Genomic DNA, 18,174 nt, shown 5'->3' on the forward strand with positions numbered 1-18,174 from the left:
CAACCGCTTTACAGTGGGACTGATAGCCTGGTGCCTGCTGAAGTCAGGAGAGTTTAGAATTCAGCTACACCCTTAAATGCGAAGGGCCGCTTTTGATGTGTTGGGTGCGGGCAAAAATAATTAACGGAGCAGGCGATGACAGCAAGTATTTTTTGGTATGACTTTGAAACCACGGGCATCAATCCGCGAGCCGATAGAGCCTTGCAAGTAGCTGGGATTCGAACGAATGAAAATCTGGAAGAAATTACGGAGCCATTGAATCTGTATTGTCAGCTAAGCGATGATATTTTACCTCACCCGATTGCCAGTCTAATTACTGGTATAACTGTAGAGCAGATGCAGCATGGTTTGCCAGAGCATGAGTTTATTGCACAGTTGCAGGCTGAGTTGGCTCGCCCTGGCACCTGTACGGCCGGTTATAACAGTATTCGTTTTGATGATGAAGTAACGCGCTATACGCTTTATCGTAATTTTTATGATCCCTATGCGCGTGAATGGCAAGGGGGAAATAGCCGCTGGGATATATTAGATGCGTTGCGCTGTGCTTGGGCGTTACGACCCGAAGGAATTCAGTGGCCACTTAACGAACACGTACGCAATACGTTCAAACTTGAGTTGCTAACCCAGGCTAATGGTATCGCGCATGGGCAGGCGCATGATGCGTTGGCGGATGTGCGTGCCACTATTGCTATGGCAAGATTATTAAAAGAGCAGCAGCCAAAGTTATATGAGTACCTGTATGGCTTAAGGCTTAAGAATGCGGTGCTGGATAACCTGGTTATCGGTCAGCCTGCAGTTCATATCTCTGGTCGTTTTTCCGTGGAGCGCCATTGTTTGGCGATTGTTTTACCCGTGTTTAAACATCCAACGAACGCTAATGCTTATGTTGTATGTGATTTGCAAAGTGACATAACACCCTTGATAGAGCTGGATGGGCAGCAGATAAAAGACAGGCTGTATACCAGACACAGCGAGCTGGCAGAAGATGAGTTACCGATACCGTTAAAATTAATTCACACAAATAAATGCCCAGTTGTTCTGCCCATGTCTGTTTTGCGCGAGCAAGATATTCAACGCTTAGCCATTGATGAGCAGCGCTGGCAAGCAAATTACAAAAAATTATTAGCCTATCAATCAGAGCTGGCGGAAAAACTAGCCGTGGTATTTGCCGCAGAAGAGTTTGCCGGTATAGCGGATCCTGAGCAGCAGCTTTATCAGGGCTTTTTAAAAGACCGGGATAGGGCACTATCGAACAGAGTTAAGCAAGCAACACCAGAAGAGTTGGCTGTACAGCAGTGGCCTTTTGATGATGAGCGTTTACCCGAGCTGTTATTTAGATACCGAGCGCGAAATTATCCAGCTAGCTTAACTGAGGCTGAGTTAAAACAATGGCATGTGTTTTGTCGTAATCGTTTAGTTGATAAACAGGCTGGAGCACCCCTTACAGTACAGGAGTATATGGCGGCATTTAGTCAGCTCAGTAGTGAGCAGCAAAACAGTACGCTAATGCAGGGCTGGTTGGCGCGCGTGCGGCGGTTAGAGCGGTTTTATAAAATTACCTAAAGAATAAAAAAGCGCCTGTTTAGGCGCTTTTTTATTCTTTGCTTTGGTTAGTCAATAACTATTGACCAACTTTCAACAGTTTGAGCACCCCAGCGTGCTTTCCACTCTTTTAGCTCTTTGTGGTTGCCACCCTTAGTTTCAATAATTTCATTGGTGTGTGGGTTGGTGTAGCGTTTGGTTTTACGTGTACGGTGTGGGCGCCCTGTGCCTTTAGTTAAACCAGCAACAGAACTGCGTATTGATTGTGGATCTAGTAGCGCATTAATATCACGCAAAGATTTGCCGTATTGCGCCATTAATGTGCGTAGTTTTTCTTCGAACTCCATTTCTTTTTGCAATTCAGAGTCTTGCGACATGTTTTCGAGTTGCTCTTGCAGCTCTTTGATAGCTTCTTTCGTAGCGCGGTACTTATTTATGATTGACATGTTAGCTCCGTTTTTTGTTTAAATAGAATCATGCAAAACATAATCATCCTGGTAAATATAGTTATCCAGAAATGCTCATGTGTAGAGTGTGATATAGGTAGTTTGTTCAAAAAAAGCTAATAAATAATGTAAGTTTCTATTTGTTAGCTAATCAAACTAATAGATATTAGATTTTTCGTGCTTATCATAGAGCCCGCTATATACTTTGTAAAGCTCTTTATATATGGGCAAAGTGACATTGTTCGTGTAGTTGTATTTGATGATAAAGCTGGTTTAGCACTACAGTTTAAATGGCTACTCAGGGTGCTAGGTGCAATTAAGCTGACGGATTGCGCCAAGCTAGGTAGAATGGCTGGTTTTGTATGACTGCGGAGTTGTAAATGCGTACTTTTCGCTTAATTATTGCTTGCCCTGACCGAGTGGGCATTGTTGCAAAAGTAAGTAATTTTTTAGCTACTTACAATGGCTGGATACAGCAGGCCAGCCAGCATGCTGATGAGCAAAGTGGTTGGTTTTTTATGCGCCATGAGATTCGCGCAGAGTCGTTGCCGTTTGATCTTGAAGGTTTTAAACAAGCGTTTGCTCCTATTGCCAAAGAGTTTTCCATGCAATGGCAGGTGACTGATTCAGCAGTTAAGAAACGCGTGGTGTTAATGGCAAGCCGTGAATCTCACTGCCTTGCAGACCTTTTGCACCGTTGGCATAGAGGAGAGATGGATTGTGATATTCCCTGTGTAATTGCAAACCATGATGACTTGCGCAGCATGGTCGAGTGGCACGGGATCCCATTTTTTCATGTGCCGGTTGAGGCTGAAAACAAGCAGCCCGCCTTTGATGAAGTCGAGCGCTTAATTGAAGAACATGATGCGGACTGTGTTGTGCTGGCACGCTACATGCAGATTCTGCCGCCGCAGTTGTGTGACAAGTATGCCGGTCGCGTCATTAATATTCATCACAGCTTCTTGCCGTCGTTTGTTGGTGCTAAGCCCTATCATCAGGCTGCTCTGCGTGGCGTGAAGTTAATTGGTGCGACCTGCCACTACGTAACCCAAGATCTGGATGCGGGGCCTATTATTGAGCAGGATGTTGTGCGTGTGAGCCATAGAAACACCATTGATGATATGGTGCGCCTAGGTAAGGACGTAGAAAAAATGGCTTTGGCGCGCGGTTTACGTTATCACCTGCAAGACCGCGTGCTAATACATGACAATAAAACGGTTATTTTCGACTAGATAAATGCGAGCTAATGCGGGCGCACAGCCGGCACTATTTAGGTGGTTAAATTTTATCAGCATCAATTAAGCGGTGGCGTACAGCAAACAAAGCTAGTTCGACATCGTTTTCTAAGCCAAGCTTTTCAAAAATACGGTATCGGTAAGTGTTGACCGTTTTCGGCGAGAGACTGAGCATTTCTGCGATATTTTGAATTTTATGTCCTTGGGAAATCATTAGGCTGATTTGCATTTCACGCTCAGACAAGCTCGCTAACGGATTATCCTGTTGCGCGTTAGTAAAGGGCTGCAGCGCCAGCTGCTGGGCAATATAAGGGCTTAAATAATAATCGCCTGCAGCTACTTGACGAATAGCCAGCAGCATTTCTTGCAAATCCGTACCCTTGGTTAGGTAGCCGCGAGCGCCGGCCTGCATAAGACGGGAAGGAAAAGGCTCGTCTTCACAGGCTGTAACTGCGATAACTTTTATTTCGGGGTGGCGTTGCTTGAGTTTGCGCGTGGCCTCTAAACCGCCAATGCCAGGCATACGAATATCCATCAGAATAACATCAGGATTTAAGTCTCTGGCCATATCGAGGGCTTCTTCGCCAGAGTGTGCTTGCCCAATAACACGTAGATCTGTAGCGTCACCGAGCATACGCATGATGCCGGTACGTACCAGCTCGTGGTCATCAACAATCAATAGCTTGATCAAGCCTGCGCCTCTAAGATAGTGGAGTTTGTAATATGCACAAAACATTATTAATCATTTCTAGTCTAGCTATACTCTAGACTTTTTTGTACTGGATTGAAGCACAATGCATAGTATTAGTTGGATAAATGACTCGCAGCAGTTAAATGAACTCTGTTCGCACTGGTTAAAGCAAGATTTTATTGCTCTGGATACTGAGTTTATTCGCGAAAAAACCTTTTATCCGATCGCAGGCTTACTGCAAGTCAGCAGTGGGGAGCAGGCCTATTTACTGGATCCGCTCACCATTGATGATTGGTCTGCCTTTGCTCAAGTATTGCAAGAGCCAAGTGTGGTGAAGGTTGTGCATTCTTGCGGTGAGGATTTAGAGGTATTGCAGGCTCTAACGGGTGCGCTGCCTGTGCCTTTGTATGATACCCAGTTAGCGGCTGGTTTTATTGATCTGGGTTTTTCATGGAGTTATGCGTGTCTGGTTAAGCATTTTTTAGACGTTGACTTAGCGAAGGATGTAACGCGTTCAGACTGGCTGCAACGCCCGTTAACTGAACAACAGCAAGACTATGCGGCGCAGGATGTTACCTACCTGGCGCAACTCTATCCGCTGTTAGATGCTCAGTTGTCTGAGCAAAAACGAGAATGGCTGCTGGCAGACGGAGCTAGTCTGGTTGAAACCCAGCTTAACCCGGTTGCGCTTGGTGAGTTGTGGCGCAGCAATAAGCAGGCGTGGCGTTTAAATTCGCAGCAATCAGCGGTACTCCAGGTGTTGAGCGCATGGCGCGAAAAGCAGGCTAGAAAAAGGGATTTGCCGCGTAACTTTGTTTTACGTGAGTCAGTACTGTTGGCGCTGGCGCTAAAACAGCCGTCACGATTGGCCGAACTTGCGGGCTATGAAGATTTGCATGCGCAAGCAATTAGACGTGACGGGGAAGCTATTTTAGAGCGTATCAAGTACGCGCGCTCACTGCCTGAAAGCCAGTGGCCACAGCCTATGCCGCAGCCGTTACCAGCAGAAGCCAATAAACTGTTAAAAGCCTTGCGTAGCAAGCTAGCAGAGTTCGCCAAGCAGCAGCATATAGCAGTAGAAATGGTGTTAAAGAAAAAGATTTTGAATGATTTATTGCGTACGGGTTATCCGCACGGACCTTATCAGCTACCTGATACTCTCAGTGGGTGGCGTAGAGAAATGTTAGGGCCCTTGTTGATAACCTTTTTAGAGCAGGAAAGTAAATGAAACGTATTTGTTCGGTGTATCACAGTTCCAAGAAAATGGGCATGTACCTGTATGTGTTAAAAGCAGACGCATTAACCAAAGTGCCAGAGGAGCTTTTAACATTATTCGGTCGGCCAAAACATGCTTTTGATTTGGTGTTATCACCTGAGCGTAAATTGGCGAAAGAGGACATTGAGCAAGTGTTGGAAAACCTTAGTACGCAGGGTTTTCATTTACAGTTACCGCCGGTAGAGGACGACTATATACAACACTTGCCTGATGAGTTATTGACCCGGAACGACCCAGTGTAATGCTAGAAAAAAGGGCGTAAGTATTAGCCAAAGAAACGCTTTAGCATGCGCCCGACAAAGCCTTGCTCAAGATCGGCTTTAACATAGGGTACGTAGTGCTGGTCTTCACGCTTAATATGGTTAATTAACCACAGTCCTATATCGGTACGTACAGTACGAGCGACTTTCATTTTAACGGCGCCTTCTTGGATTTGTTTCAGGTAACCGTAAGCACGCTGTTTGAACGCTTCATGTATCTTATGGTGCTGCTCCAGCATGGGGTAACCCGCCTTTTCCATCAGCGATTCTTCAAAGGTGTTGTGTGTTATTGCGTACTCAATTAGGTTGCGGCAAATAGTTTCAACGCGATCTTCATCATTGGCATTAATGCACTGCTGGATCTCTTCAAAGTATGCAAAGAGTCTTTTATGCTGCTCATCGACAATATCGATGCCAGTAGCATACTCATCAGACCAGGTTAAAGTGTTGGGCATTGCTCTCTCCTATAGTAAGGCGCTAACTATAATAGGTTTGATACAGGTCAAGGTTTGACGTGAGTCATCAAGGGTATGGATTTTATGCAATTTAGCCTAAAGCTAGAACGGTTATCAAGCTGAAGGATAATTAAAGGAACCTCTGAATAACGTTACCGAGGACGCTAACACAAGGCAAAAACGTGCGAAAAAGCGCAGTTTACACCGAGTAAATGAGCATTTTGAGTACGTTTTTAACGCAGTGGTAGCTACGCAGGTAGTTATTCAGAGGCTTCTAAATAATATAATAAAATGGGTGAGGTATTCGTGGAGCAGCAACGATTTGGTGGTATTGCGCGTTTATATGGTGAGCAAGGTTTGCAGCATTTGCAACAAGCGCATGTGGCAGTGGTGGGAATTGGCGGTGTAGGCTCTTGGGCTGCCGAAGCTTTGGTGCGTTCTGGTGTGGGTGAAATTACTTTATTTGATCTGGATGATATCTGCGTCACCAATACTAACCGCCAAGCACACACCCTGATTAGTACAGTCGGCCAGATGAAGGTTGAAGTGATGGCGCAGCGGCTTCGGCAAATTAACCCCGCTGTTCTCGTGCACGAAGTAGCTGACTTTGTTAGCGCCGATAATCTTGCTGAAACTATTCATGATGATTTTGATTTTCTAGTTGACTGTATCGATAGCGTAACGGCTAAAGCCGCGCTGATTGCTTGGTGTAAAAGACGTAAAATCGGCATTGTGACTGTAGGCGGTGCAGGTGGGCAGATTGACCCCACTAAAATCCTAATTGCAGATTTAAATAAAACCTATAACGACCCGTTGGCAGCACGAGTGCGCGCTAAGCTTAAGCGCGAATACAACTTTACCCGCACGCCAAACAAAAACTTTGCGGTGCCTTGTGTGTTTTCTACAGAGCAATTGCGTTATCCCAAGCCTGATGGCGAGGTTTGTTTTAATAAGGGCTTTGTCGGCGAGGGCGTTAAATTGGATTGCGCTGGTGGTTTTGGTGCGGTCATGACGGTGACTGCTACCTTTGGCATGGTAGCAGCCAGCCGTGCTATTGAGCGGATAGTGGCGGGCGCACGGCGTCCGTCTGAGCGTTACGCACGCGAATCAGCTGAAAGCTCCAGCGCGTGTAATACAGGGCGCTGAAAAACAAACTGACACTTAAGATTATCTCTAGAATACCCAGCCAGGTACGGCTAGGGTCGATGCTGGCCAGCACCCCTTTAATAAAATAAAGGTTAACGATAAACGCAGCCCAAGCATGTGTGCGTGGCGAACCCAGCAGCATGCCGGGTGCAATGATGAGCAGAGCTATAAGTTCAATACTAATAATGACCCAAGGTCGTGCGCCGTGTAGGTCGGCAAAAAACAGATTCCAGACGAGCAATAAAGCGATCAAGGCAAGAAAAGAAACCAAGCTCAGCACACGGCTAATTTTTACTCTAGGCAACAGCCAGTTTAATTCGGGGAGAGGTTTGTTTTTTTTCGCCAAGATTATTGCTCCAGCTTTTTGGCAAATTCTGCCAAACGCTTGCCCAGAGCTACACAGAGTTGAATCTCATACTCATCCAGCGCTCTATCGCTATTCGGACCAGCTAAATGGCTGGGTCCATACGGTGTGCCACCAGCTTGAGTTTGCGTTAGTGCCGCTTCACTGTAAGGTAGCCCGCAAATCAACATGCCGTGATGCATCAATGGCAGCATCATGCTTAGCAGAGTGCTTTCTTGGCCGCCATGCAGGCTTGAGGTCGAGGTGAATACACCAGCAGGCTTGTTAACCAGCTCGCCGGTTAACCATAGATTGATGGTGCCATCTAAAAAGTACTTCATCGGTGCGGCCATGTTGCCAAAGCGTGTCGGGCTGCCTAGGGCTAAGCCGGCGCAGTTTTTCAAATCATCATAGGTGGCATAAACCGCGCCCTGTTCGGGCACCGCAGGCGTAACAGCTTCTACTTGCGTAGAAACTGCTGGCACTGTACGTATTTTGGCTTCTAATCCAGCGCGTTCGACGCCCTTGGCAATGTGACGTGCCATTTCAGCGGTAGCGCCATGACGGCTGTAATAGAGAACTAAAATATAGGGTGAAGGCATTACAAAAGCTCCAATAGTTTTTCTGTAGGACGACCAATTACCGCCCGTGTATCGGTAGCTAAAATGGGACGCTCAATAAGTATCGGTGCTTGTACCATTGCTTCAATAAGTTGGGAATCAGCTAGGTTTAAATTGCCTAAACCGAACTCATCAAAGGCATCTTCTTTGCTGCGCAACAAGTCGCGCGCATTGATGTTTAGCTTAGCCAGCAGGCTGGTCAGCTCCTCGTGAGTAAGTGGGTTATCCAAATAGTGAACAACCTTAGCTTTAATACCGCGCGACTCGAGTAATTCAAGAGCGGCGCGTGATTTGCTGCAGGCTGGATTATGGTAAAGAGTATAGTTAGTCATGCTGTGCTCCTGTGTAAGGCGAGCTTGTATTCTAGGCAAGCCTTATCCAACTGGCTAGACGTTAGTGCTTTATCGCGCCTAGTTTCAGCAAACGCTGGCGAATGCTCTGCTCCGTTTGTTCGCCCAGCAGCGTAGCGGCTAGCGTTCCTTGCGGATTGATGATGTGGGTTACAGGTAACCCTTGGCTGCTGGGTAGACTAAAGTGTTTGGCCGGATCTTGGCTGAGTACAGGGAAATGAATACCAAGGCTGTCGCTCGCCTCAACCAATGCGTCGCCTTTGAGTTGATCAAAATTAACGCCAAGAATCTTGATGGGTTGCTGTGTCAAGCTTTGGTGCAGCTGGTTTAACTCAGGCACTTCTTTGCGGCAGGGTTTGCACCAAGTTGCCCAATAGTTGATTACCAGCCAATGCTCGGCCAGATCCAGTGGCTGGTCGTTTTGATCGGTAAAAGCTGGGGGCTGCGGTTGGCAGGCACTAAGCAGCAGGCTTAGCGCAAAAATGCTAAATAGCTTGATGAAGGTTTGCATGGCTTAACGAATGGCAAGTGAGGGTTGGATTATGTTGTGTGGACGGTAAATCTACAAGCTCACCTAATGTCGCACGCTGGTGGTGGCTGTTAAATGAAGTGTAATAAAAAGCAGCTTGGACAAGGCATATTTTGATACGCACTCCCCAAGCCATAGCGTTCTTGTATTTTACCCGCTAGATATATGCGGTTACCTTCAGCTGGAGAGACCAGATGGCGAACGGATGGACACCAGAAAGAAGGGCGCGACAAGCGGAGCTGATACGGTCATGGCAGCCATGGGAAAATAGCACGGGGCCGGTAACCAAAGAGGGAAAAGCGAAGGTTGCCAGTAATGCCTGGAAAGGCGGTATCCGCCCCAAACTCAGGGAGTTGTCGGGTCTGCTGCGAGATATGGAGCAACAGCGTAAAAATCAGCGTTAACTGATACTTGGCTGCCTATCTGGCAACACTGGGTCTTAATGGTTACTATCCTGCTATTGGTCAATAGCCGTAGATGCTGATTTGAATAGGGATAACGCCGTCAATGATCCAATCTTTTTTGCAACAGGTAACCAGCACCCACAAAACCGGAGCTGCCACCGAGCATTCCTACCGGCCCGCACTGCAAGCGTTGTTTCAGAGTCTGAGCAATGACATCACTGCCATCAACGAACCCAGGCGTGTTGCCTGTGGTGCGCCGGACTTCATCATTCAGCGTGGCGAACTGGCGGTAGGGCATGTTGAGGCCAAAGACTTACACATTGGCCTGCGCAACCTGAAAGACGCCAACAAGGCACAACAGGATCGTTACCGCAAAGCCCTGCCCAACCTGATTTACACCAACTGCCTGGACTGGGATTTTTACCGCAATGGCGAGCTGTTTGCATCGGTAACTATTGCTGACTACCTGATGGGCATCCAGCCCAATAAAGACCAGTTCGGGGTATTGGAAAACCTGCTGCGCGACTTCATCAGCCAGCGCCCACAAAGCATCAGCAGCCCCGAAGTGCTGGCCAATATGATGGCGGGCAAGGCACAACTGATAAAAGACGTTTTTGCCAACACCCTAAACGCTGATGACGGCAGCACCAGTGAGTTGTATGGCCATTGTCAAGCGTTCAAGCAGCAGCTGATACACGATATCAGCATTGCCGATTTTGCCGACCTGTATGCGGAAACCATTGCCTATGGCATGTTTGCCGCCCGTCTGCACGATGACACACCTGAAGATTTTAGCCGCCAAGAAGCCCTGCATCTGCTGCCCAAGTCCAACCCCTTCTTGCGTAGCCTGTTTGGCTTTATTGCCGGCGTGGATCTGGATGAGCGTATTGCCTGGGTAATTGATGATCTGGCCGCCGTATTTCAGGCCGCCGACGTAAAACAAATCATGCAGGGCTTTGGCGAACTGACCGGACGACAAGACCCTTTTCTGCACTTCTATGAAACCTTCCTGTCAGCTTACAACCCAGACAAACGCAAATCCCGTGGCGTCTGGTACACCCCGGAAGCTGTGGTTAATTTCATTGTGCGCGCCGTGGACGAGGTGCTGCAAACCGAGTTTGGTCTGGCTGACGGGCTGGCCGATACCAGCAAAATTACCATCGACTGGGATACCGACCTCAACGATAAAAAAGGCCAAGCCATTACGCAGAAAAAGGACGTTCACCGGGTGCAGATTCTTGATCCGGCAACCGGCACCGGTACATTTCTGGCGGAAGTGGTCAAGCATATTGCGCCCAAAATCAAAAGCATTGCGCCCAGCATGTGGACACCTTATATCGAGCAAGACCTGATTCCACGCCTGCATGGCTTTGAATTGCTGATGGCCTCTTACGGCATGTGCCACATGAAGCTGGACATGATTCTTACCGAGCTGGGCTATCAGCCGGGCAGCAACCCGCCACGGCTGGGTGTTTACCTGACCAACAGCCTGGAAGAAGGCGAGCGCGAAGTTCAAGACCTGTTTATGGCGCAATGGCTGACCCGCGAGGCGAGAGAAGCCAGCGACATCAAGCGCAAAAACCCCATCATGTGCATTCTGGGCAACCCGCCTTATGCCGGCGAAAGCAGCAATAAGGGCGAGTGGATCATGGACTTGATGGACGCCTACAAAAAAGAGCCCGGCGGCAAGCAAAAACTGCAAGAGCGCAACCCAAAGTGGCTTAACGACGACTATGTAAAATTCATCCGCATGTCCGAGCATCTGATCAGCCAGAATGGCGAGGGCGTGTTGGGTTTTATCACCAACCATGGCTATCTGGATAACCCCACCTTTCGCGGCATGCGCTGGCACCTGATGCACAGCTTCGACAAAATTTATCTGCTCGACCTGCACGGTAATAGCAAGAAGAAAGAAGTCACGCCCGAAGGCAAACCCGATACCAATGTGTTTGATATCCAGCAGGGTGTCAGCATTATTATTGCCATCAAACACAAGCGTGATACAGGCAAAAAAGCTCCGGCCAAACCGCTGGCGCAAGTGTTCCATGGCGATCTATGGGGCAGGCGTGAAGACAAGTACCAAGCGCTATTTGACAGCTCGCTGGCCAGTTTTGACTGGCAGCACATTCAGCCGCAAGAGCCGCAGTTTGCCTTTATCCCGCGCAACTATGCACTGGAGGAGCAATACCAGCAGGGTTTTGCTGTGCACGAATTTATGCCGGTCAACTCGGTGGGCATTGTGACGGCCCGCGATGCGCTAACCATCGACAGCGACAAAAACCACCTGTGGCAACGGGTACAGGACTTTGCCCAATTGCCGCCAGAAGAAGCACGGCTGAAATACAAGCTGGGCAAGGATGTGCGTGACTGGCAAGTGGCCTGGGCACAAGACGATGTGCGCGACAACCTAGATATCAGCAAGGTAGTGCCCATTGCCTACCGGCCTTTTGATACCCGCTGGACGCTTTATACCGGCAATTCACGAGGTTTTCTCTGTTATCCACGCAATGATGTGATGCGGCATATGCTGCATGACAATCTGGCCATGGCGGTCAGCAAGCAGCATAAAGCGTCAGACGGCTTTTACCATGTAATTGCTCACATCGGCATTTCTGAGTCCAGTCTCACCTCAAACAAAACAGCTGAAATCGGTTACTCATTGCCGCTTTATACCTACGCCATGGATGCCGAGACGCAGCAGCTAGAACGTCAGGCTAACTTCAATTCCAAGCTGCACCGCAAGCTGTTGCGGCTAGCCAAGCACCCAGAGTTCGGCGAACCCGACGAGCTGGCGATATTCGATTACATTTACGCCGTGTTGCATTGTCCCGCTTATCGTCAGACCTATGCCGAGTTTCTGAAATATGACTTCCCGCGTATACCCTGGCCAGCCAGTCCTGACGAGTTTTGGCGTTTGCGTGAACAGGGCAGCCAGCTGCGCCAGCTTCATCTGATGCAACCTACAGCCATAGGCGACACCCCATACCCGCTACTGGGTGACGGTGACAACTGCATCGACAAACCCAGATTGCAAAATAGCCAGATATGGATCAACAAAACCCAGTACTTCGACCAGGTGCCTGATGGCGTCTGGGAGTTTTACATTGGCGGCTATCAGCCCGCGCAGAAGTGGCTGAAAGACCGCAAGGATCTCCCGCTCAGTTTCAGTGAATTGAAACATTACCAAAGCATCCTGAAAATTCTCGCCCGCACGGCAGAGATCATGCAGGGTATTGAGCTATCAGGGCTGGAATAACCCGTCAGCCAAAGCTGACAAGGATTTGAACAATGATTAGAAAATGCCTGGCCGCAGCGATATTTGTGCTAGCTGTACTTCCTGGCACCAGCTTGGCACAGATGTATAAGTGCACTGGCCCCAACGGTGAAATCACCTTTACCAAGCACGGCTGCGCCACGGATAACGACACTGCAAAAATTGAAGTGGGCCGCGTCAAGCCAAGGCGCGTAGTGTTCTGTGCCGTGAAGCCAATACAGCGTACAAAGGGGCGCAGAACCGCCAGCTTACCGCACGCCAGCGAGCCATGTCGGCAGGCTGTGCTTCGGGAGCCAGTGCACAAGAAATCGAACGCATTTCGCTGGATCACAAGCAAAAAGCTGCGGCTTCAAATCCAGCGCCCAGTGTGATTACCAATTGCGATCAGACCGGCTGTTGGGACAACCAAGGCGGGCGGTATAACCAGGGTGCAGGGTCGACCTATATCCGCAACGATGGCAGGGCATGCCAAAGTGTGGGTGGGCAGATGATCTGTAACTGAGCGCTACCCGCACGCATGTTTAAAAAGGGTCTGATTCCTTCGTGTGGCAGGCCATTAACGGCTTTTTGTGCGGAACGCACGTCATGACAGTCGTAGTGCCAGCACCTTACAGTGCCTGAAGGGAATCAACGCAGCACCGTGTGAGGTGTCCGCAGTGTTCGTGAAGAATAACGGCAGAGGTTCGCACCAGACTGACGCTGTATTTGAGTTCGCTTAATAATTCCAATTAGGCAACGGTTGGAATGCTGAGCAGGGCCGCTGGTGTGATTTGACCGAGATCGAGAGTTTTTTAATGGCAACCATCTTTGATAGTTAAGGCTATGCTAGGTGAAATCGGTACACGATTCGGTACACGAAGTTTTTATGGAATAAAAAAACCCCTAACTATCAACTAGTTAGGGGTTATATTTGGTGCCTCGGGGGAGAATCGAACTCCCACGTTGTTACCAACGGCGGATTTTGAATCCGCTGCGTCTACCAATTCCGCCACCGAGGCATGGCGCAAGATTATAGGGACGAGTTTGGTCTTGGTCAAATGCTTTTGCATGGTCAGCTACAAACTTTTCCGTTAAGCTTTGCCTCCCTGATTTGTGATGATGACTATGCGTGTAGCTGATTTTCAATTTGAACTGCCGGATGAGCTGATAGCCCGTTACCCCTTGGCGCAGCGAAATGCGAGCCGTTTGCTGGTGTTGGAGGGCGACAGCGGTGCATTAGCGCACCGTCAATTCATTGATTTGCTGGACTATGTTACGGCCAATGATTTGCTGGTGTTTAACAATACCAAGGTGATCCCAGCGCGTTTGTTTGCTCACAAAGACACAGGCGGTAAGGTCGAAATCCTCGTTGAGCGTGTGCTAGATGAGCATCGTGTGCTGGCGCATGTACGGGCCAGTAAAGCGCCTAAGCCCGGTACGCGACTGCTGTTAGACGAGGATACGGCGGTTGTGATGCTGGGTCGGCAAGACAGCCTGTTTGAGCTTGAATTTGAGCAGCCGGTGTTGCCCGTGTTAGACCGTTTAGGCCATATGCCCTTGCCGCCTTATATTGACCGGGCGGATGAGTTGGCGGATCGTGAGCGTTATCAAACGGTGTACGGCGAGCACTTAGGTGCAGTGGCGGCGCCAACCGCGGGTTTGCATTTTGATGAGCCTATGTTGCAGCAGTTAAAAGACAAGGGCGCGCAAACCGCCTTTGTGACCCTGCATGTGGGCGCTGGAACCTTTCAACCCGTGCGCGTTGAGCATATTGAAGATCATCATATGCACTATGAATGGCTTAGTGTCGGCCAGGATGTAGTGGATGCAGTCGCTGCTTGTAAAGCGAGCGGTGGACGGGTTATTGCCGTAGGAACCACTAGTGTGCGTGCGTTAGAAACCGCCGCGCAAGCAGGCCAGTTGCAGCCTTTTTGCGGCGATACCAATATTTTTATTTACCCAGGTCGACCTTTTCATGTGGTAGATGCTTTGGTGACTAACTTCCACCTGCCGGAATCAACTCTATTGATGCTGGTATCTGCTTTTGCTGGTTATGGTGCGACTATGGCGGCTTATCGTGCTGCAGTGGCCGAGCGGTATCGTTTTTTTAGCTATGGTGATGCGATGCTGATTACACGCAATCCTCAGCCTGATGCACCTAAGGAATAATTCATGTCTTTTATGCAGTTTGATCTGTTAGCCACTGACGGCCGTGCGCGCCGTGGCCGTTTAACCTTTCCACGCGGCGTAGTTGAAACACCCGTGTTTATGCCGGTGGGCACTTATGGCACGGTTAAAGCCATGTTGCCGCGCGATATTAAAGAAATTGGCGCGCAGATTATTTTGGGTAATACCTTTCATTTATGGCTGCGCCCCGGTACTGAAGTAATCCGGCAGCTGGGTGATCTGCATAATTTTATGCAGTGGGATGGCCCTATTTTGACGGATTCTGGCGGCTTTCAGGTGTTTAGCCTAGGCAAGATGCGCAAGATTAAAGAAGAAGGGGTGTATTTTTCTTCGCCGGTGGATGGCCGCAAAGTGTTTATGGGTCCAGAAGAGTCCATGCAGGTGCAGCGCGAGCTGGGCTCGGATGTGGTGATGATTTTTGATGAGTGCACGCCTTATCCAGCTGATTTTGCTACTGCAGAGCGCTCGATGGAACTGTCGTTACGCTGGGCTAAGCGTTCCAAGGTTGCTCATGGTGATAACCCTTCGGCGTTGTTTGGTATTGTGCAGGGTGGAATGCATGAGGCTTTGCGTCAGCGCTCGCTAGAAGGTCTGTGTGAGATTGGTTTTGATGGTTTGGCTGTCGGCGGCTTGTCGGTGGGCGAGCCTAAAGAAGACATGATGCGTGTGTTGGATTTTTTAACACCCTTAATGCCGCCTGAAAAGCCCCGATATTTGATGGGGGTAGGCACGCCAGCGGATTTGGTGGAAGGTGTGCGCCGCGGTATTGATATGTTTGATTGTGTGATGCCGACGCGTAATGCACGCAACGGACATTTGTTTGTTGATAGCGGCACAATTAGAATTCGTAATGCGGTGCACAGACATGACGATTCACCTGTAGATTCAAGTTGTGACTGCTATACTTGCCAAAATTTTAGTCGCGCTTATCTGCATCATTTAGATAAATGTGGCGAGATGCTAGGCAGTATGCTGAATACCATTCATAATTTGCGGCATTATCAGAGTTTAATGGCGGGTTTACGAGAGGCTATTGAACAGGGTAGATTAGCGCAGTTTGTGGACCACTTTTATGCGCGACGTGGGTTGCCAACCCCTGCGCTACATGATTGATTAATAAAAATTAGGAGTAAATATGAGTTTTCTGATCCCTATGGCATATGCCGATACCGCAGCAGCAGCGCCTCCTGGCAACGAATTTATGCAGTTTGCCCTTTTGGGTGGTTTCTTGGTGGTGTTCTATTTCATGATTTGGCGCCCGCAAGCCAAGCGTGCCAAAGAGCATAAAAGTTTGGTTAGCAGTTTGCAGAAGGGTGATGAGGTGGTAACCACCGGTGGTGTTGTTGGTCGTATTACCAAGGTAACCGATGAGTTTATTGTTATGGAAGTATCGGACACAGTTTCGCTGAATATACAAAGGCAAGCTGTTGTGGCCGCCCTGCCCAAGGGCACGTTGAAAGCCATTTAAAGAAGTTGGCCTGCAACCTAATGATAGGTTGCAGGCTGCTTGTCAGAAACATTGAAGTAACTCTTGAGCAAAAGAGTTGCTGCAAACACGGGCGGTATCATGCTCAATAAATATCCTCTATGGAAGTATGCGCTGATTGCACTGATTTTGTGCGTCAGCTTTATCTATGCTGCACCCAATTTATATCCTGATGACCCAGCTATTCAAATTAGTGGAAATAGCACTGCGTTAGAGGTTAGCGAAGCTGACTTGCAGCGTGCAGCCAGTGCGTTAGAGCAAGCGGGTATCCAGGTTAAATTAACCGAATTATCACAGCGTTCCGGCTTGATTCGCTTGCATAAGCAAGACGACCAATTGCCGGCAAAAGAAGTAGTGCGCAAGAGCCTAGGTGATAACTATGTAGTGGCATTGAACCTAGCACAAAATACACCTCAATGGCTACGCAGCTTGGGCGCGAGTCCCATGAAGCTAGGCTTGGATTTGTCTGGTGGTGTGCACTTCTTATTAGAAGTGGATATGGAAAAGGCGATCGAAGCACGCTTGAAAGTATTAGACAGCGAAGTGAAAAGCGTGCTGCGTAAAGAGCGCGTGCGTTACCGTACACTGCCAGCGATAGAGAATGGCATTCAGCTAGGTTTTGATGATAACGATTCGGCCAATAAGGCTCGCTCTTTATTGCGTAAAGAATTTAGTGATTTTGAACAGCAACTGATTGAGCGTAACGATAAGCCAATACTGCAGCTGAGCATGACGCAGGCTAAGCTGGTTGAAATTCGTGAATATTCTATCAAGCAAAACTTAACCACTGTACGCAACCGAGTCAATGAGCTTGGCGTGGCGGAGCCGTTGGTGCAGCGTCAAGGTGCTAACCGTATTGTGGTTGAACTGCCAGGTGTGCAGGATACCGCTGAAGCCAAACGTATTTTGGGTAAAACAGCTAACCTAGAGTTCCGTCTAGCCGCTATGCATGATGCGCCGCGAGCAACGACCGAGATGTTTGCGTTTCGTGAAGAAGGTCGCCCGCCGGTGGCTTTGGAGCGTAGCTTAATTATTACTGGGGATCAGGTAACTGATGCGCAGGCGAGCTTTGATGAGAAAGGTACACCACAGGTCAACATTAAGTTAGACAGTCGTGGGGGCGACTTAATGAATCGGGCTACGCGCAATAATATCGATCGCAGTATGGCGGTGATTTTTATTGAGCAACGTCCTGTTACGCGCTATGTGCGTCAGCTGGTTGATGGCGTTGAACAAGAGGTAGCCATTCAAAGCTTTAAAGAAGAAAAAAGAATTATTAGTCTGGCAACCATTCAGTCCGCGTTAGGCAGTCAGTTCCGTATCACGGGGTTAAGAGGTCCGGGCGAATCTTCTGAGTTGGCGTTGCTGTTGCGCGCTGGTGGCTTAGCAGCGCCCATGTACTTTGCTGAAGAACGTACGATTGGCCCAAGCTTGGGTGCGGAAAATATCCAGCTTGGTGTGACGGCAGCGCTATATGGTTTTATCTTTGTCGCTGCTTTCATGCTGTTGGTTTACAAGCTGTTCGGTGTTTTTGCCACAGTGGCACTAGGTTTGAACATGGTTAATCTGGTGGCGATGATGTCTATACTCGGCGCTACGTTAACTCTGCCGGGTATTGCCGGTGTGGTGCTTACCATGGGCATGGCGGTGGATGCCAACGTGCTGATTTTTTCGCGTATTCGTGAGGAGATTGCGAATGGCGCCAGTGTACAGCGGGCGATTAGTGAGGGTTTTGATAAGGCCTTCTCAGCGATTATTGACGGTAACCTGACTACTTTGTTAGTGGGACTGATTCTCTTTGCGATAGGTACGGGGCCAATTAAAGGCTTTGCTGTGACCTTGTCGCTAGGGATTATCACCTCAATGTTTACCGCTGTTTTTGTTACGCGTGCCATGGTGAATCTGGTCTACGGCGCACGTGACGTTAAGAAATTGTGGATTTAGGGGTGCA

Annotated in this window: 18 protein-coding genes and 1 tRNA gene; 11 read left to right on the forward strand and 8 right to left on the reverse strand. The window is 48.7% G+C overall.

The window, feature by feature from the left end; genetic code table 11:
• Positions 1-135 precede the first annotated feature (135 nt).
• Entirely contained in the window at positions 136-1,563 is a 1,428-nt protein-coding gene (gene sbcB / locus QEZ41_RS01170) for an exodeoxyribonuclease I (RefSeq protein ID WP_289409525.1), read from the forward strand.
• Positions 1,564-1,610: 47 nt separating this feature from the next.
• Here the strand turns inward: sbcB and mvaT are convergent, their stop codons facing one another.
• Positions 1,611-1,988, reverse strand: coding sequence for a histone-like nucleoid-structuring protein MvaT (mvaT, locus tag QEZ41_RS01175; RefSeq protein WP_289409526.1), 378 nt, complete (start codon positions 1,986-1,988; stop codon positions 1,611-1,613).
• A gap of 380 nt (positions 1,989-2,368) precedes the next feature.
• On the opposite strand from mvaT, the gene purU reads away from it, so the two are divergent.
• A complete protein-coding gene (purU, locus tag QEZ41_RS01180) occupies positions 2,369-3,220 on the forward strand; it encodes a formyltetrahydrofolate deformylase (protein WP_289409527.1) in 852 nt (283 codons plus the stop codon).
• A gap of 46 nt (positions 3,221-3,266) precedes the next feature.
• Here purU and uvrY read toward each other — a convergent pair whose 3' ends face one another.
• Positions 3,267-3,914, reverse strand: coding sequence for a UvrY/SirA/GacA family response regulator transcription factor (uvrY, locus tag QEZ41_RS01185; RefSeq protein ID WP_289409528.1), 648 nt, complete (start codon positions 3,912-3,914; stop codon positions 3,267-3,269).
• A gap of 103 nt (positions 3,915-4,017) precedes the next feature.
• On the opposite strand from uvrY, the gene rnd reads away from it, so the two are divergent.
• Complete coding sequence (gene rnd / locus QEZ41_RS01190; protein ID WP_289409529.1) at positions 4,018-5,142, forward strand: ribonuclease D; 1,125 nt, start codon at positions 4,018-4,020, stop codon at positions 5,140-5,142.
• Entirely contained in the window at positions 5,139-5,432 is a 294-nt protein-coding gene (locus tag QEZ41_RS01195) for a YcgL domain-containing protein (RefSeq protein WP_289409530.1), read from the forward strand. The genes rnd and QEZ41_RS01195 overlap by 4 nt, the downstream gene beginning before the upstream one ends.
• Positions 5,433-5,455: 23 nt before the next feature.
• Here QEZ41_RS01195 and QEZ41_RS01200 read toward each other — a convergent pair whose 3' ends face one another.
• Positions 5,456-5,905, reverse strand: coding sequence for a bacteriohemerythrin (locus QEZ41_RS01200; RefSeq protein WP_289409531.1), 450 nt, complete (start codon positions 5,903-5,905; stop codon positions 5,456-5,458).
• A 306-nt stretch (positions 5,906-6,211) separates the two neighbouring features.
• Here QEZ41_RS01200 and tcdA point away from each other — a divergent pair, with 306 nt between their 5' ends.
• Positions 6,212-7,051, forward strand: coding sequence for a tRNA cyclic N6-threonylcarbamoyladenosine(37) synthase TcdA (gene tcdA / locus QEZ41_RS01205; protein ID WP_434556772.1), 840 nt, complete (start codon positions 6,212-6,214; stop codon positions 7,049-7,051).
• Here the strand turns inward: tcdA and QEZ41_RS01210 are convergent.
• The 4 genes from QEZ41_RS01210 to QEZ41_RS01225 all read right to left on the reverse strand — a co-directional run bounded on the left by QEZ41_RS01210 (position 6,957) and on the right by QEZ41_RS01225 (position 8,875).
• On the reverse strand, positions 6,957-7,397 hold the full coding sequence (locus QEZ41_RS01210) for a DUF2069 domain-containing protein (RefSeq protein ID WP_289409533.1): 441 nt from the start codon (positions 7,395-7,397) through the stop codon (positions 6,957-6,959). The genes tcdA and QEZ41_RS01210 overlap by 95 nt on opposite strands.
• A gap of 2 nt (positions 7,398-7,399) precedes the next feature.
• On the reverse strand, positions 7,400-7,996 hold the full coding sequence (gene wrbA, locus QEZ41_RS01215) for an NAD(P)H:quinone oxidoreductase (RefSeq protein ID WP_289409534.1): 597 nt from the start codon (positions 7,994-7,996) through the stop codon (positions 7,400-7,402).
• Positions 7,996-8,346 (reverse strand): arsenate reductase (glutaredoxin), encoded by a 351-nt coding sequence (arsC, locus tag QEZ41_RS01220; RefSeq protein ID WP_289409535.1) that lies wholly within the window; start codon positions 8,344-8,346, stop codon positions 7,996-7,998. Before arsC ends, wrbA begins: the two co-directional genes overlap by 1 nt.
• A gap of 61 nt (positions 8,347-8,407) precedes the next feature.
• A complete protein-coding gene (locus tag QEZ41_RS01225; RefSeq protein ID WP_289409536.1) occupies positions 8,408-8,875 on the reverse strand; it encodes a TlpA disulfide reductase family protein in 468 nt (155 codons plus the stop codon).
• Between the two features lie 212 nt (positions 8,876-9,087).
• Here QEZ41_RS01225 and QEZ41_RS01230 point away from each other — a divergent pair, with 212 nt between their 5' ends.
• Both QEZ41_RS01230 and QEZ41_RS01235 read left to right on the forward strand, forming a co-directional pair.
• Positions 9,088-9,297, forward strand: coding sequence for a hypothetical protein (locus tag QEZ41_RS01230; RefSeq protein ID WP_289409537.1), 210 nt, complete (start codon positions 9,088-9,090; stop codon positions 9,295-9,297).
• A 103-nt stretch (positions 9,298-9,400) separates the two neighbouring features.
• A complete protein-coding gene (locus QEZ41_RS01235) occupies positions 9,401-12,553 on the forward strand; it encodes a type ISP restriction/modification enzyme (RefSeq protein WP_289409538.1) in 3,153 nt (1,050 codons plus the stop codon).
• Between the two features lie 929 nt (positions 12,554-13,482).
• Here QEZ41_RS01235 and QEZ41_RS01240 read toward each other — a convergent pair.
• A tRNA-Leu gene (locus tag QEZ41_RS01240) sits at positions 13,483-13,569 on the reverse strand.
• A gap of 106 nt (positions 13,570-13,675) precedes the next feature.
• On the opposite strand from QEZ41_RS01240, the gene queA reads away from it, so the two are divergent.
• The 4 genes from queA (at position 13,676) to secD (ending at position 18,167) form a co-directional block, all read left to right on the forward strand.
• Positions 13,676-14,719 (forward strand): tRNA preQ1(34) S-adenosylmethionine ribosyltransferase-isomerase QueA, encoded by a 1,044-nt coding sequence (queA, locus tag QEZ41_RS01245; protein ID WP_289409539.1) that lies wholly within the window; start codon positions 13,676-13,678, stop codon positions 14,717-14,719.
• A 12-nt stretch (positions 14,720-14,731) separates the two neighbouring features.
• Positions 14,732-15,850, forward strand: coding sequence for a tRNA guanosine(34) transglycosylase Tgt (tgt, locus tag QEZ41_RS01250; RefSeq protein WP_289409708.1), 1,119 nt, complete (start codon positions 14,732-14,734; stop codon positions 15,848-15,850).
• Between the two features lie 22 nt (positions 15,851-15,872).
• Positions 15,873-16,205: a preprotein translocase subunit YajC gene (yajC, locus tag QEZ41_RS01255; RefSeq protein WP_289409540.1), complete on the forward strand. Its 333-nt coding sequence runs from the start codon at positions 15,873-15,875 to the stop codon at positions 16,203-16,205.
• A 99-nt stretch (positions 16,206-16,304) separates the two neighbouring features.
• Positions 16,305-18,167: a protein translocase subunit SecD gene (gene secD / locus QEZ41_RS01260; RefSeq protein ID WP_289409541.1), complete on the forward strand. Its 1,863-nt coding sequence runs from the start codon at positions 16,305-16,307 to the stop codon at positions 18,165-18,167.
• Positions 18,168-18,174 lie beyond the last annotated feature (7 nt).

The organism is Thiopseudomonas acetoxidans, assembly GCF_030362935.1.
Taxonomy (GTDB): domain Bacteria; phylum Pseudomonadota; class Gammaproteobacteria; order Pseudomonadales; family Pseudomonadaceae; genus Thiopseudomonas; species Thiopseudomonas acetoxidans.

What these genes read in the sequence shown, in the direction of transcription:
- sbcB (WP_289409525.1), top strand. Translation starts at nt 136, where the DNA reads ATGACAGCAAGTATTTTTTGGTATGACTTTGAAACCACGGGCATCAAT.
- mvaT (WP_289409526.1), bottom strand. Translation starts at nt 1,988, where the DNA reads ATGTCAATCATAAATAAGTACCGCGCTACGAAAGAAGCTATCAAAGAG.
- purU (WP_289409527.1), top strand. Translation starts at nt 2,369, where the DNA reads ATGCGTACTTTTCGCTTAATTATTGCTTGCCCTGACCGAGTGGGCATT.
- rnd (WP_289409529.1), top strand. Translation starts at nt 4,018, where the DNA reads ATGCATAGTATTAGTTGGATAAATGACTCGCAGCAGTTAAATGAACTC.
- QEZ41_RS01195 (WP_289409530.1), top strand. Translation starts at nt 5,139, where the DNA reads ATGAAACGTATTTGTTCGGTGTATCACAGTTCCAAGAAAATGGGCATG.
- QEZ41_RS01200 (WP_289409531.1), bottom strand. Translation starts at nt 5,905, where the DNA reads ATGCCCAACACTTTAACCTGGTCTGATGAGTATGCTACTGGCATCGAT.
- wrbA (WP_289409534.1), bottom strand. Translation starts at nt 7,996, where the DNA reads ATGCCTTCACCCTATATTTTAGTTCTCTATTACAGCCGTCATGGCGCT.
- arsC (WP_289409535.1), bottom strand. Translation starts at nt 8,346, where the DNA reads ATGACTAACTATACTCTTTACCATAATCCAGCCTGCAGCAAATCACGC.
- QEZ41_RS01225 (WP_289409536.1), bottom strand. Translation starts at nt 8,875, where the DNA reads ATGCAAACCTTCATCAAGCTATTTAGCATTTTTGCGCTAAGCCTGCTG.
- QEZ41_RS01230 (WP_289409537.1), top strand. Translation starts at nt 9,088, where the DNA reads ATGGCGAACGGATGGACACCAGAAAGAAGGGCGCGACAAGCGGAGCTG.
- QEZ41_RS01235 (WP_289409538.1), top strand. Translation starts at nt 9,401, where the DNA reads ATGATCCAATCTTTTTTGCAACAGGTAACCAGCACCCACAAAACCGGA.
- queA (WP_289409539.1), top strand. Translation starts at nt 13,676, where the DNA reads ATGCGTGTAGCTGATTTTCAATTTGAACTGCCGGATGAGCTGATAGCC.
- tgt (WP_289409708.1), top strand. Translation starts at nt 14,732, where the DNA reads ATGCAGTTTGATCTGTTAGCCACTGACGGCCGTGCGCGCCGTGGCCGT.
- yajC (WP_289409540.1), top strand. Translation starts at nt 15,873, where the DNA reads ATGAGTTTTCTGATCCCTATGGCATATGCCGATACCGCAGCAGCAGCG.
- secD (WP_289409541.1), top strand. Translation starts at nt 16,305, where the DNA reads ATGCTCAATAAATATCCTCTATGGAAGTATGCGCTGATTGCACTGATT.